This is a genomic window from Algoriphagus sp. (genome assembly GCF_030694375.1).
Taxonomy (GTDB): Bacteria; Bacteroidota; Bacteroidia; order Cytophagales; family Cyclobacteriaceae; genus Algoriphagus.
Window position 1 is genome coordinate 45,634 of record NZ_JAUXYL010000005.1, and the last position, 13,855, is coordinate 59,488.

Sequence of the window (13,855 nt, forward strand, 5' to 3'; positions counted from 1 at the left end):
AATTCATTCATCTTTTTACTTCAATAGCTTTTTTATGAACCTACGTATCGGAGTTTACAATGTGCAATGGATGCGGGATCTGTTTGAGCCGGACGGAAGTCCAAAAACGACCGGAAAAGAAGGAACCCGTAGCAGAGAAATCGCAGAAATAGTTCAGGCGATGAATCCGGACTTTCTGGGAATAGTCGAAGGCCCGGATACCTTGGTAAATGGCAGCAAAACTGCATCTGGACAACTTGAAACTTGGGCAAACCATTTTCTCCCAGGCAATAGCTTCAAGGGCATTCATGGTTTTCCTTCTGCGGGTCAGCAGGAGCTTTGTGCGCTTTATGATTGCACCAAGATAAAGGTACTTTTCACTCCCGAAATGAAAGACGGAGAGCGATTTAACCAGCCATTTCTCATGGATACAACAAATCGCATGATCAAAGAGCAATACACGCACTACCGTCCTCCGCTTGAAGTCAGTATTTTAGGAGTAGATGACTCGTTTATTTCCCGAGTTATCATCGCGCACACAAAATCCAAGGGGATTTTCGACAAAGTAGACTATGCCCGATTTGAGCAAATTTCACAAAGAGACCGTCTTAAACTATTCGGGGAATGCATGCACATTCGTGAACGCTGCGACCAATACCTAGCCAAAGGCCAACAAGTCATTGTCATGGGTGATATCAATGACGGTTTTGAACTGGATTTTTATGAAAACAGATTTTCAAAAAGTGCGGTTGAACTGTTACTTGGATCTACCTGGAAACCGGAATGGATCCTCAAAGCCACACTTCCTAAACCCAAACTCACCTCTTATGGCTGGACACCCTACTCTTCCAAATTCAGGGACAGAATTACCGGTGATATTTTCAATGTACTAATCGATCACATTTTGATCAGTCAAGGCCTCAAACTGATCAAAGGCCAAGTTTGGAACCCGATTTTGGAAAAAGATGACCCGGCAATTAAGAGTGTGAAAAATCAACTTATCCGAGCTTCAGATCATTATCCCGTTCTCATAGAAATCGAAACTTAGTCTTATCCAAGTCAAAGTCCGGTCACAAAATCCTACTCAATCCTGAAAAATAAATCTTTCTCCACGCATTTTTTTGATCAAATAGGCCAACAAATAAGCTAATAAAAAAAGCAATTTTACCCTTCACATAGCTCAAGGCCAACTCATCCAAAAGCGGCCTTGATCCTATATTTTTTTACTAATTTGAAATGCATCCCAAACTCTATTGGATTATGAACCTCCCAATACAATCGCTTCCTATTCTATTGTTCATTTACATATTGAATGGCTTTTCTCAGCCTCTCCACGCACAAATCACAAAAGAATCCTATGATCGGGCCGCTTATTTTTTAACTGAAAATATTCAAAAACAAGTGTATCACCTGGAAGTAATTCCAAACTGGATTGACGGAAGCAAGGGTTTTGTCCATTCTACCAATACCAAAGAAGGAAAACGGTTTTTCAAAACCAATACCTCCACCTTTGAAACTTCAGAGGCTTTTGATCATATCATTTTAGCAAGGCTTCTTCAGACCAAAACAGGGGAATCTATCGATCAGGCCAATTTACCTATCGAGCGGGTCAATTTGGTCAATGGAAAAGTCGTGACCTTTCAATGGAAAAATCAAAATTGGACCTGGAATTTAGAAAGTGGTGCAATTGATTCTATTCCTATGTCTGAACGGAATGAAATGGAGTCATTTTCCCCTGACAGAAAATGGAAAGCCTTCAGCAGGAACTACAACCTTTTCATCAAAAACCTCACCACAGGAGAAGAAACGCCGCTGAGTACCGATGGACGAAAAGATTTCGAATACGCTTCATTTTGGGGATGGAGCGATATGATCTACGGGGAAAATGGAGAACGTCCAACTCACTTTATGGTCAATTGGTCTCCCGATTCGAAGAAAATCTTCACCCAAATAGTTGATTTGAGAATTGCCGAAAAAATGTACCTTCTAGACTGGAGTAAAGACGAAAAGTTCCGCCCGGAATTACTTTCCTATTACCGAGGATCACCGGGGGACAGTACTGTTGTCAAGTACATTCCGGTGATTTTTGATCTGGAAAAAAAGACAGAAAAAAAGCTTCCTGAGCTCACCTCTCCACATTTTATCGGAATCAATCTTAGATGGTCAGACGACAGTAAAATGCTAAGCGGGTTTCATATTCAGCGGGGGTACAAAGAATATCACCTGATTGAGTTAGATGCCCAGAAAGGAGAAATTCGGAAAATCGTTTCTGAGTCTTCCACCACCCATGTCAATCGCGACAACATTTTCAGAAGGTTAAAAAACGGGCAATTCATTCTGAGTTCAGAAAAGACGGGTTGGAACCAATTGTATCTCATTGACTGGAATTCCGGTAAAGAAATCAATTCGATCACTTCCGGCGACTTTGTGGTAAATAAACTGAGTCATCTGGATGAGGAAAAAGGGGTAGTGTATTTCGAGGCTTCAGGAAAAGAATCCGGACGAAATCCCTATTTCAACCATCTCTATCGGGTGAATTTTGACGGAACCAATCTTGAACTTTTGACCCAGGAAAACGCCTACCATGAGATCCATATTTCCCCGGACGGAAAACTTGCCGTGGATAATTATTCCACTGTCAATCAACCCACACAATCCATCCTGCTGGAATTGGAGACCGGAAAGCACCTTCAAAAAATCTCTGAAGCGGACATTTCAATTCTGAAAAGAAAAGGCTACAAATCTCCTGTTCCCTTCGCAGCAACTGCTAAAGACGGCAAAACAGATATTTACGGGGTTTACTTTCTCCCCACTACTTTTTCCTCAAAGAAAAAATACCCAATCATCGACTACAGCTACTCCGGCCCACATACTTCCACTACACCAAAGACTTTCAAAGCCGGACTTCTTGGGCATCAGCAACCGATGGCCGAACTCGGTTTTGTGGTCGTGACCGTAGATGGATTGGGCAGTTTTGGGAGGTCCAAGGCATTCTCGGAAGCTTCCTATCGTAATCTTGGCGATGGAACGACCGATCACGTATTGGCCATCACCCAATTAGCAAGCAAAAACTCCTTTTTGGACCTCACCAAAGTGGGGATTTTTGGGCACTCAGCAGGTGGATACGATGCGGGACGAGCGATGCTTTTGCACCCTGACTTCTACAAAGTTGGCGTTGCTTCGGCAGGAGATCATGATTTCCGGATGGAAAAAGCTTGGTGGCCTGAGATGTACATGGGCTATCCTGTAGGAGATTTCTATCACGAGCAATCCAACATCACCAATGCCGCAAACCTTAAAGGCCATTTGCTTTTAGCGCACGGAGGAAAAGATGAAAATGTCAACCCATCAGCCACTTTCAAACTTGCCGAAAACCTGATCAAAGCCGGAAAGGATTTTGATTTGTTCATTTGGCCAAGCCGAGACCATAGTTTTGGTCGTCCTCCGGGAGATTACTTCACCAAAAAGCGCTGGGATTACTTTATCGAACATTTGCTGGGTGAAAAGCCGATCAGGCATTTGCAGATTGATTTTGGAAATTAAAAACCTATGCGTATTATTTCAGACCAAAAAACCTTTTCCTCCCTTGCATGTTCTCTAAGCAGTCCTATATTTGCTCCCGTAAATGGAAAACACCAATAGAAATATTGAACTTTTAACGCTTGATCAGCACGCTGACGTGTTGCATCACTTCCATCATTCCTCCTGAGGAAGATACATACACCCCCACCCGGTGATGCTGATGACAGGGATTCGGCCATTCACCAAAATTTATTCAAAACCAAAACTTTCCTAGCGTAACTTGTCCCCATGGAACAAATAATCCGCATTGCTGTCCAAAAAAGTGGCAGACTTTCCGATGACTCACTCAGCTTAATCAAAGAGTGCGGCATCAAATTTTACAACGGAACGGGCAAATTGAAGTCCACTTCCACCAACTTCCCCGTGGAATTTCTTTTTCTTAGGGATGATGATATCCCCGGCTATGTAGCTGATGGGGTTGCTGATTTGGGCATAGTAGGCCAAAATGAAGTCGTAGAGAAAGACAAAGATGTCCTGACTCTTAAAAAATTGGGATTTTCCAAGTGCAGACTGTCACTCGCCATCCCAAAAGGTGAAGACTACTCCGGAGTTTCTTATTTCCAGGGAAAAAACATCGCTACCTCCTACCCAAAAATCCTTGGCGACTACCTAAAGTCAGAAGGAATCAATGCTGAAATCCACGAAATCAGCGGATCTGTAGAGATCGCACCCAGCATCGGGTTGGCAGAAGGAATATTTGACATTGTCAGTTCGGGTTCCACTTTGATGATGAACGGCCTCAAAGAAGTCGAGGAAGTCTTCAAATCAGAGGCCATATTGATTGGGAATAAAAATCTCGCTGATTGGAAAAAGGCAATACTTGACAAGCTCCTGTTCAGGATTAATGCTGTCCAAAAAGGCAAAAGCAGCAAATATGTGTTGCTCAATGCACCGAATGATTCGCTCGATAAGATCATCAGCCTGATTCCGGGAATGCGAAGTCCGACCATTTTACCTTTGGCACAGCCGGGTTGGTCTTCAGTCCATTCAGTATTGAGCGAAGATCAATTCTGGGAAAATATCGAAGAACTCCGGGCCGCCGGCGCTGAGGGAATTTTGGTCGTCCCCATTGAAAAAATGGTTATCTAAAAGAAATTTTAAAGTTATTCAATCCATACTTATGCAACTCCTGGTCAATCCTTCGCCCGAAAAGTGGAAAAAACAACTGGCCCGACCGGTCCAGAAAACCAAGGAAATCAATAAAATCGTCAAGCCTATTTTGAAAAAAGTAGAGCGGAGTGGGGATAAAGCCCTGAAAAAATTTGCCCAGGAATATGATCATGTTCACTTGGAAAGTCTGTTGGTAACAGCGGAAGAAATCAAAGCTGCACCGAACTTAGTCAGTAAAGAACTCAAGGGAGCGATCAAAATTGCTAAGGCAAATATTGAGCGCTTTCATGCCGCACAGGCACAGCCGGAGCTCATAGAAGAAGTGATGCCGGGTGTAATTTGCCGCCGAAAAAGCGTTCCTATTCAGCGCGTAGGACTTTATATTCCCGGAGGAACAGCCCCACTTTTTAGCACAGTTTTGATGCTGGGAATTCCTGCCAAACTTGCCAACTGTCAGGAAATCGTACTCTGCTCGCCTCCTAATCGGGAAGGGAATATTCACCCAGCAATTTTATACACTGCTTCATTGATCGGTATTACCAAAATCATCAAAGTCGGTGGTGCTCAAGCCATTGCTGCACTTACTTTTGGGACAGAAAGTGTTCCACGGGTAGATAAAATTTTTGGCCCCGGAAATCAATATGTCACCGCAGCCAAGCAACTGGTAACAAAATATGGTGTAGCAATCGATATGCCCGCAGGGCCATCGGAAGTGTTGGTTTATGCAGATGAGTCAGCGATTCCGGCTTTTGTAGCCTCAGATTTACTTTCTCAGGCGGAGCATGGCGTAGATTCACAGGTAGTTTTGGTGACTCCTTCCGAAAAATTCGCCAAAAAAGTCCTCAAAGAGATCAACGAGCAATTGGAAAAGCTCCCTAGGAAAGACATCGCTTTCAAGGCATTGGCTAATTCGACAGCTGTGGTAATGGAAGATCAGGAAAAAGCCTTGGCTTTGATCAATGAATATGCTCCAGAGCACCTGATTATAGCGGTAGAAAATGAAGAAGAAGTCGTCGCAGCGATTTACAATGCCGGTTCGGTTTTTATCGGAAACTTCACTCCGGAGTCCGCCGGTGATTATGCCTCCGGAACGAATCACACACTTCCAACTTATGGCTATGCACGCAATTACAGCGGTGTTTCCTTGGATAGCTTTGTGAAAAAAATTACTTATCAAAAAATTACTGACGAAGGATTAAAAACACTTGGGCCGGTAGTGGAAGTGATGGCAGCAAATGAACTGCTGGAAGCACACAAAAACGCGGTAACTATTCGCCTTAACTATCTCAAGCAGAATAAAAAATGAGCTTTGATCTAAACTCACTTTTGCGACCGCATATCGCAAAATTACAGCCCTACACTTCTGCCCGAGACGAGTACACCGGGAAGGATGGCGTGTTTTTGGATGCAAACGAAAACCCATTTGGTTCCATTACAGCTCAGGATTTCAACCGATATCCAGACCCGTATCAAAGTGACCTGAAGGAAGAAATCGCCAAAATCAAGCATGTACGACCAACTCAGATTTTCCTGGGAAACGGTTCCGACGAGGCAATCGATTTGCTGTTTCGTGCCTTTTGCAATCCCGGCAAAGACAACGTCATCCTGCTTCCACCCACCTACGGCATGTATGAGGTCAGCGCAGGCATCAATGACGTGGAAATCCGAAAAGTGGCATTGACAGACGATTTTCAACTCCAGCCGGAAAAGATCCTAGCAGCAGCAGACGAGCACTCTAAAATCCTCTTTATCTGCTCACCAAACAATCCCTCAGCCAATAAAGCAAAGCGGGAAGACATTCTTTTTTTACTGAAAAACTTCAAGGGTTTGGTAGTGGTAGATGAGGCTTACATAGACTTCAGTGATGAACCGAGTTTCACCACCGAACTAGTAAATTATCCCAATCTGCTCGTGATGCAGACATTCTCCAAAGCTTGGGGTTTAGCTTCCCTGCGTCTTGGGATGGCTTTTTCGAGTGAAGAAATCATCCAGATTCTCAACAGAATCAAACCTCCCTATAATATTTCCGGTCTGACTCAGGAGACTGTATTGGCAGCCATTCAGAACAAGGAAAAGGTGGATCAGATGATCAAGGAGATTTTAGCAGAGCGTGATTTCCTTCAAAAGGAAATGGTAAAACTCCCTTTTGTGCAGAAGATTCATCCTTCCCACGCCAATTTCCTATTGGTGAAAATCCCAAAGGCAAATCAGGTTTATGATGATTTGATCGCTGAGAAAGTGATTGTTCGAAATCGAGCTAAAGTTTTGCTTTGTGAAGATTGTCTAAGAATTACTGTAGGAACTCGGGCAGAAAATGAGGCGCTTTTGAGTGCGCTGAGGAAGGTTTGTGAAAGTCCACTGTCCACTGACCACAGTCGACAGCACCCAAACAAACAAGTTGAAATTTAATAATCAGTTTAACCTACCGTGGACTGTTGTCCATGGACTGTTGACAAGAAATTAGCCATGAAAAAAGTACTCTTCATAGATCGGGACGGCACGATCATCAAAGAACCGCCGACAGACTTTCAGGTGGACAGTCTGGAGAAGCTTGAATTCCTGCCAAAATCCATATCTAACCTTCGCAAAATCGCAGAGGAATTGGACTTCGAACTGGTCATGGTGACCAATCAGGACGGTTTGGGCACAGAGTCTTTTCCTGAAAAAGACTTTTGGCCAGCACAATACAAAATGCTGAAAACCCTGGAACAGGAAAACGTATTTTTCAAAGCGATTCATGTTGACAAAACTTTTGAACATGAAAACGCACCCACACGGAAACCGAGAACTGGTTTACTTACCCAATATTTTAACGAAGAATACGATCTGGCCAATTCCTACGTCATCGGAGATCGATATACAGACGTTCAGTTAGCGAAAAATCTGGGATCGAAGGCGATTTTCATCGGAGACCCCAACCCCGATGCAGCCCTTTCAACCAAAGATTGGGACGAGATCTATGACTTTCTAAAAATGCCTCCCCGAACCGCGGAAGTAATCCGAAAAACTTCGGAAACAGACATTTACATCAAATTGAATCTTGATGGCAGCGGTAAATGTGATATTTCTACAGGTTTGCACTTCTTTGATCACATGCTGGAGCAACTCGGCAAGCACGGAAGCACCGACTTGGAAATCAAAGTAAAGGGCGACTTGCATATTGACGAACACCACACGATCGAGGACACTGCCTTAGCTTTGGGTGAAGCCTATCTGAAAGCACTTGGAGACAAAAAAGGAATCTATCGCTACGGATTTCTTTTGGCGATGGATGACGCCTTGGCACAGGTTGCCATTGATTTTGGCGGCCGTCCTTGGTTGGTTTGGGAAGGTGATTTTAAGCGTGAAAAGGTCGGTGACATGCCTACGGAAATGTTTTACCATTTCTTTAAATCCTTTTCCGACACGGCTAAATGCAACCTGAACATTAAAATAGAAGGAGAAAACGAACATCATAAAATCGAGGCCACTTTCAAAGGACTTGCCCGTGCCATCAAAATGGCGGTCATGCGAGATCCCAGAAATATCAATCAGCTTCCAAGTACGAAGGGGATGCTTTAAAAAGTTGGCAGTTAATAGTTAGCAGTAATGTAAATTGAAATCAAATGCTAATTAATAAAAATGGAAAAAGTGAACCTCAATCAGAAATTCGGTCTTTTCAATGAGTATTGGTCACCGAAGATCGCGGGGGAACTGAACGGTCAGCAGGTCAAGCTTGCCAAACTTCATGGGGAATTTGTCTGGCACAAGCATGATGCCGAAGACGAACTTTTCTTTGTGACCAAAGGAACACTAAAAATGGAATTTCGGGACAAGACAATTACCATTGAAGAAAATGAATTCCTGATTGTCCCTAGAGGAGTTGAACATCGACCTGTCGCAATCGAAGAAGTTTGGCTAATGCTTTTTGAGCCTGCGTCTACTCTGAATACCGGTGACACGGCGAGCGACTTGACAAAAAATGAACTCGACTGGATTTAGATTTGAAAAAGCTGTTTAAGGACAGCTTTTTTTGTTTTTGGGAAAATAAAATATCTATCAAATTTTCAGTATAGAACTTTTTCATTTGTATTTATTTTTGTTTATTTCGTTATGAAACGACCAACTCATATACTTACGATACTTTCATCTCTTTTTTTGCTTTTTTCCTGTTCTGCCAATCCGGCAGAGATAGAAGCGCTTTTCATATCTGAAAAATACGAAGAGACCATATCCGAGATCAGCCGCAGACTTTTTTTCCATGTCACTGATGTCAAATCTTTACACATGCGAGCACGATCCTATGAAGAATTAAAGCGTTATGATGAGGCGATGAAAGATTACGATCGGATCATTTCCATTGATCCCAATTATGCCCAAGCTCATGCGGGGATCGGAAAAATACTTTTTGATAAAAAACAATACTCACAGGCTGAATTATACATTTTGAGGGCTTCCAGTATTGATCCCGAAAACTTTGAAATACTTTACCTAGCCGGACGCTGCGAGTTAATGCTGGAGAAATGGGATAATGCTGAGCGTTTTCTAAAGCTGGCTGAAAAAATGAACCCGGATTTTCCACAGACTTATTTCTATACCGGTATGGCAAGGGCAAATAAGGGAGCAGTGGAAGAAGCTGCTGTTTCATTTAATTCTTACGTCCAAAAAGAACCCGACAATTTGATCGCAAGATATAATCGAGGGTTTGCCATGATGAACTTAGGCTATATCCCATATGCACTGGAGGATTTTGATTTTGTCCTAAAACAGAATCCCACCCATATTGAGGCGCTTGGGAAAAAAGGCATCTGCCTCGCTCTGATGGGAAATCCGGAAGGATGTCAGTTGATCCAGGAAGCTGCCAAAAAAGGAAGCGATTACGCAAGTAGCAAAATGACAGAAATTTGCTCTTAACCTATTTTTTTTGCCACAGTGAGTGTCCGCACTCACTGAAGTTATGTTTCATTGGTATGAGGGATTTTGCCGAGCGATAAGCAAAACGTGAGTGATGACTCTCACGTTGGCGAAAATTATGTTTCGCTGAAATGTGATATTCTTATGAGCTGTTGGTATAAAAAAAAGAGAGACTTTAAGATGAAGCAATAAAAACAAAACGTGAGTGTTGAAACTCAGGTTGGTTGAGGAATTCCTCGCCACAGTGAGTGTCTGCACTCACTGTAGTTATGTTTTTTTGAAGTGATAGATTTTGCCGATCGATAAGCAAAACGTGAGTGATGACACTCACGTTGGCGAAATGAAAATGTATTACAGATCGTGCCTTCAGCACTCCAATAATTCCCATTTAATGTAAACCCAGCATTGCATACTGGGCTTTCACTGAACATGCCTTTGGCATTACTTTCCGCATTCAAAACGTCACAAGTTCTCAAAATAAATCTGCGTTCATCAGCGACTCTTTCAGCGCAAATCTGCGGGAAACAAGAATTCTTCGCCACAGTGAGTACCCCCACTCCCTGTATTCCTGTTTCAATGAAGTGAGGTATTATATAAGTTGTTGCTTGGAAAAAAAGTAATGCTCCTTTTCCTCTGAGGACTCTGTGGTTAAATTCCAATCGACCTAATCCAAAAGCCGCTCTTTCAAGGCCGCTTTGTAGTTCGGTATCGCCTTTTCTGAAAGTGCCAAAAACAAGTAGGGTTCGATCAGTTCCAGTTCCATCAGATGGAAGACCCCATCAATCTCGACCCCATCTACTCTTCCATACAGGGTATCTGGGGCAAAGGTATCCATCAACTTCTGACAGGAATCCAGCATTTCAGGAGTTGGATCAATGACTTGAATCGTCCCTCCAAAGTAATGCTGCACGCGAAAATCTGATTTTGCCGGAGTCTTAAGTACCGCATGGGAAAATTTTCCATTGAAAAATAGCAACGAGTACTCTCCCACCTCAGCTACTTCCGGAACAAAAGGCTGAACCAGAAAATCTTCTTCCTGAAGCAGTTCTTCGAGCTTTTGAGTGTAATTATCCCATTCGGAAAGCTGGATTTTGAGCGTATTCTTTGCTCCGCCACTGACTAGTGGTTTGACTACAACGGTTTCGGAATGAATCTTTGCCCGAATCAGGTTCAGATCAGGTTTTGACTCTGCCTCTAATATCAACCCAGAAATCACCGGAAATCCCCTACTTTCAATTTCAAGTAAATACTCCTTGGAAGAATTCCATAATATGGTGTCCAGCGAATTCCAAACTGGGATATTCAGCAGTTTCATCCGTTCCATCCAGTCCAAAAATTCCGGATAGTAATCAAAGTAATCCCACACCGATTTGATCAGCAGGCAGGAAAAACTTTCCCACTTCACATCGGGATCGGACCAAATGGCAATTTCGTGTGAGATCCCGAGTTCAGTCAAAACCTCAGAAAGAATCTTGTCCTCATCGACTGTTGAGACATCATAGGCTCCGATTGAAAAATAACTGACGATTGCTATGTGTCGAGGTTTTTTTTGGGTCATTTGGTAAGGAATTTAGATAAGGTAATGTTGACTAAAAAAGATAGTCATCAACAAGTCACTATGTTTTGTTTGAATTTAAATCCACTATTTTCCATCTAAAATTGACAACAATTTTTGAGGGTCTTGTCTGTTATCCCAGAATGCGGTAATAATTATCTTCCCAGGAAAAGGTTTAAAATAAATGCTAAAATTACCCATTGCTGCAACCCGAATATCTTTGAAACCGGATGATTTATAGTGTTGTGGATTTTTAGAAATATGAGTTGTTTTTTCAACAACAAGGCGAAGTAGTTTTTTGGAATAAGTAGTAGATTTATTTCTTTTTACCCAGTACTCCAAGGTTCCTATCAATTGAAGATCGGCTGTCTTAGTCCAAATTACTTTGCGTTAAGCCATTCAAGATTTCTTTTTTCAATTGCCTCTTGAGAAATAAGTCTACCATTAATAATATCCTCCTCACTCATTTCAAGCATGATTTTTTGCTCTGGAGTTAATGTTTTCTCACTGGATTTTTCTGAGTCATTTGAAATTATCCTGTCCAGAGCTTCCAAAAAGTCTTTATTCTGAATCGAAAGAATTTTATCGATCAATCCATTTCTTATGTTTTCAAGTGTCGCCATTTGTTATTTTTCTAGATATATCAAAAATCTGAAATGCATTTGATTTTTCAAATTGAAACAAAACTACCTTTTAATCAACTTTCACTTTAACCATTCTTCAAAAATCCATTCGAAATCTTACTTTTGAGCATCGATAGCACTATGAACCACCAAAAACTCGTCATCATCCCCACTTTCAACGAACTGGAAAACATTCAGGAAATGGTTCAAACAGTCATGGCTTTGGAGGGTGATTTTTCACTTCTGATCATCGATGACGGTTCTCCGGACGGCACTGCGGCGGTGGTTAAATCCCTCCAATTAACCTATCCCGATCGTCTGCACCTATTGGAACGTAAGGGAAAGCTGGGTTTGGGTACCGCCTACATTACAGGGTTCAAATGGGCATTGGCTCGATCATATGACTTTATATTTGAAATGGACTGTGATTTTTCACATGATCCCAAAGATCTGATCCGACTTTACGATGCTGTAAAAGACAGAAACTATGACTTGGCGATCGGTTCCCGTTACATTACCGGCGTCAATGTCGTCAACTGGCCAATCGGAAGGGTACTGATGTCCTACTTCGCCAGCGTCTATGTCAAGTTCATCACAGGATTGCCCATCAAAGACGCCACAGCAGGTTTCAAATGCTATCACCGAAGTGTCTTGGAAGGAATCAAATTGGAAGAGGTGAAATTTATCGGCTATGCCTTCCAGATTGAAATGAAGTTCACCACTTGGAAACTGGGATTCAAGATCATTGAAGTTCCGATCATTTTTACTGACCGTACAAAAGGAACTTCAAAAATGAGCTCTGGAATCTTCAAAGAAGCTGTTTTGGGCGTAATATGGATGAAAATCAAAAGCATTTTCTCTCCTTACGAACTTAATCGAATCGGATCGACTTGATCGGATCAACTTTGGAAATCACCAAAACAGGAATCCAAAGTACAATCGCTGTCAACAAAGTAATCCCGACATTAAGCCAAATGAATACGGGCCAGTTCCACTCGATCGGCACATAACTCATGTAATAACTCGCTGCATCGAGTGGCACCAATCGGAATTGATCCTGCAAAAATCCGATTCCAAGACCGATAATATTTCCAAGAAACAATCCCCGTCCCAGTATTTTCATCCCGTTCCAAAAGAAAATTCGCCTGACCTGCGCGTTCCTTGCTCCCAGAGCCTTGAGTAATCCGATCATCTGAGTGCGCTCCATGATCAGAATAAAGAGAATCGCTCCCATGTTGAAAATTGCAACAAAGCCGATCAGGGAGATGAATACCACCACATTGGTATCCAATAAGCTCAGCCAGTCAAAAATCTCCAGAAATCGCTCCCTACTATCGATGAGTTTTAGGTTGAGATCCATCTCCTTTTCTATCAGCGGAAAATAAGCTGAGGCATTTTTGGGTTTGTCCACAAAAACCTCCAGACCACCTACTTGATCAGCTGTCCAACCGTTTAGATTTCGGATGGTTTGAAGCTCGCCAATAACGATTTTTTCATCGAAATTCTCGAGGTAGGTTTCAAAAATCCCCACTACTTCTACCCTTCTGAATCGGGGCGGATCCTGCACGAAATACAGCGTCACCTTATCTCCAACCTTCAGAAGTAGCTTGTTTGCGATAAATTTGCTCAGCAAAACTTCATTGCTCACTCCCGAATCCGGCAAATGAAGCATTCGGCCTTCAATCAGATAGTTGGCAAAAGAAAGTGTGTCAAAGTCCCTACCCACACCTTTTACCAAAATTCCTTCTACTTCTTCATCCCCCTTTAGTAGGGCCGCTTTGTGTGCAAATGATTGGATCTTGGTGAGAAATGGCAGGTTCTTTGCCTTTTGGATAAATTCAGAATTCAGCGAAAAAGGTGCCTCTTCAAATGCATTACTCATCTGAAAACGTTGTACCTGAAAGTGTCCTGTAAATCCAAAAACACGTTGAGATACTGTATTCTGAAATCCTCCAAGAACCATAATAGCCAAAATGGAGACCCCGAGGCCCAAGGCAAGACTTCCCACAGCAATGCGGTGAATTGTCCCCGAAAATCCTCCGGCCTGTCTGAAACTGATTCTTTTGGCAATGAAATAGGAAAGGTTCAAGGGCTTGTTTTAATTTGTTCAGAA

13 protein-coding genes are annotated in these 13,855 nt (G+C 42.4%); 9 read left to right on the plus strand and 4 right to left on the minus strand.

The window, feature by feature from the left end; genetic code table 11:
- Nucleotides 1–34 precede the first annotated feature (34 nt).
- The 8 genes from Q8M62_RS01040 (at nucleotide 35) to Q8M62_RS01075 (ending at nucleotide 9,564) form a co-directional block, all read left to right on the plus strand.
- Nucleotides 35–1,027 (plus strand): hypothetical protein, encoded by a 993-nt coding sequence (locus Q8M62_RS01040; protein WP_304902484.1) that lies wholly within the window; start codon nucleotides 35–37, stop codon nucleotides 1,025–1,027.
- Between the two features lie 212 nt (nucleotides 1,028–1,239).
- Nucleotides 1,240–3,522: a DPP IV N-terminal domain-containing protein gene (locus tag Q8M62_RS01045; protein WP_304902485.1), complete on the plus strand. Its 2,283-nt coding sequence runs from the start codon at nucleotides 1,240–1,242 to the stop codon at nucleotides 3,520–3,522.
- Between the two features lie 267 nt (nucleotides 3,523–3,789).
- A complete protein-coding gene (gene hisG, locus Q8M62_RS01050; RefSeq protein WP_304902486.1) occupies nucleotides 3,790–4,650 on the plus strand; it encodes an ATP phosphoribosyltransferase in 861 nt (286 codons plus the stop codon).
- A gap of 31 nt (nucleotides 4,651–4,681) precedes the next feature.
- Complete coding sequence (gene hisD, locus Q8M62_RS01055; RefSeq protein ID WP_304902487.1) at nucleotides 4,682–5,977, plus strand: histidinol dehydrogenase; 1,296 nt, start codon at nucleotides 4,682–4,684, stop codon at nucleotides 5,975–5,977.
- Complete coding sequence (gene hisC / locus Q8M62_RS01060) at nucleotides 5,974–7,080, plus strand: histidinol-phosphate transaminase (RefSeq protein WP_304902488.1); 1,107 nt, start codon at nucleotides 5,974–5,976, stop codon at nucleotides 7,078–7,080. Before hisD ends, hisC begins: the two co-directional genes overlap by 4 nt.
- A 57-nt stretch (nucleotides 7,081–7,137) precedes the next feature.
- Nucleotides 7,138–8,232, plus strand: coding sequence for a bifunctional histidinol-phosphatase/imidazoleglycerol-phosphate dehydratase HisB (hisB, locus tag Q8M62_RS01065; RefSeq protein WP_304902489.1), 1,095 nt, complete (start codon nucleotides 7,138–7,140; stop codon nucleotides 8,230–8,232).
- Between the two features lie 60 nt (nucleotides 8,233–8,292).
- Entirely contained in the window at nucleotides 8,293–8,652 is a 360-nt protein-coding gene (locus tag Q8M62_RS01070; protein WP_304902490.1) for a cupin domain-containing protein, read from the plus strand.
- Nucleotides 8,653–8,763: 111 nt separating this feature from the next.
- Nucleotides 8,764–9,564, plus strand: a complete 801-nt coding sequence (locus tag Q8M62_RS01075; RefSeq protein ID WP_304902491.1) for a tetratricopeptide repeat protein — start codon at nucleotides 8,764–8,766, stop codon at nucleotides 9,562–9,564.
- Between the two features lie 664 nt (nucleotides 9,565–10,228).
- Here the strand turns inward: Q8M62_RS01075 and Q8M62_RS01080 are convergent.
- The 3 genes from Q8M62_RS01080 to Q8M62_RS01090 all read right to left on the minus strand — a co-directional run bounded on the left by Q8M62_RS01080 (nucleotide 10,229) and on the right by Q8M62_RS01090 (nucleotide 11,742).
- Entirely contained in the window at nucleotides 10,229–11,122 is an 894-nt protein-coding gene (locus Q8M62_RS01080) for a RimK family alpha-L-glutamate ligase (protein ID WP_304902492.1), read from the minus strand.
- 84 nt (nucleotides 11,123–11,206) lie between these two features.
- A complete protein-coding gene (locus Q8M62_RS01085) occupies nucleotides 11,207–11,461 on the minus strand; it encodes a type II toxin-antitoxin system RelE/ParE family toxin (protein WP_304902493.1) in 255 nt (84 codons plus the stop codon).
- Nucleotides 11,462–11,499: 38 nt separating this feature from the next.
- Entirely contained in the window at nucleotides 11,500–11,742 is a 243-nt protein-coding gene (locus tag Q8M62_RS01090; RefSeq protein WP_304902494.1) for a hypothetical protein, read from the minus strand.
- 141 nt (nucleotides 11,743–11,883) lie between these two features.
- Between Q8M62_RS01090 and Q8M62_RS01095 the strand changes: the two genes are divergently transcribed.
- Nucleotides 11,884–12,636 (plus strand): polyprenol monophosphomannose synthase, encoded by a 753-nt coding sequence (locus Q8M62_RS01095; protein ID WP_304902495.1) that lies wholly within the window; start codon nucleotides 11,884–11,886, stop codon nucleotides 12,634–12,636.
- Here the strand turns inward: Q8M62_RS01095 and Q8M62_RS01100 are convergent.
- On the minus strand, nucleotides 12,614–13,831 hold the full coding sequence (locus tag Q8M62_RS01100; RefSeq protein WP_304902496.1) for an FtsX-like permease family protein: 1,218 nt from the start codon (nucleotides 13,829–13,831) through the stop codon (nucleotides 12,614–12,616). The two genes, Q8M62_RS01095 and Q8M62_RS01100, sit on opposite strands and share 23 nt — an antisense overlap.
- Between the last annotated feature and the right edge of the window lie 24 nt (nucleotides 13,832–13,855).

Coding starts and splice junctions, on each gene's coding strand:
- Q8M62_RS01040 (WP_304902484.1), top strand. CDS start 35: ATGAACCTACGTATCGGAGTTTACAATGTGCAATGGATGCGGGATCTG.
- Q8M62_RS01045 (WP_304902485.1), top strand. CDS start 1,240: ATGAACCTCCCAATACAATCGCTTCCTATTCTATTGTTCATTTACATA.
- hisG (WP_304902486.1), top strand. CDS start 3,790: ATGGAACAAATAATCCGCATTGCTGTCCAAAAAAGTGGCAGACTTTCC.
- hisD (WP_304902487.1), top strand. CDS start 4,682: ATGCAACTCCTGGTCAATCCTTCGCCCGAAAAGTGGAAAAAACAACTG.
- hisC (WP_304902488.1), top strand. CDS start 5,974: ATGAGCTTTGATCTAAACTCACTTTTGCGACCGCATATCGCAAAATTA.
- hisB (WP_304902489.1), top strand. CDS start 7,138: ATGAAAAAAGTACTCTTCATAGATCGGGACGGCACGATCATCAAAGAA.
- Q8M62_RS01070 (WP_304902490.1), top strand. CDS start 8,293: ATGGAAAAAGTGAACCTCAATCAGAAATTCGGTCTTTTCAATGAGTAT.
- Q8M62_RS01075 (WP_304902491.1), top strand. CDS start 8,764: ATGAAACGACCAACTCATATACTTACGATACTTTCATCTCTTTTTTTG.
- Q8M62_RS01080 (WP_304902492.1), bottom strand. CDS start 11,122: ATGACCCAAAAAAAACCTCGACACATAGCAATCGTCAGTTATTTTTCA.
- Q8M62_RS01090 (WP_304902494.1), bottom strand. CDS start 11,742: ATGGCGACACTTGAAAACATAAGAAATGGATTGATCGATAAAATTCTT.
- Q8M62_RS01095 (WP_304902495.1), top strand. CDS start 11,884: ATGAACCACCAAAAACTCGTCATCATCCCCACTTTCAACGAACTGGAA.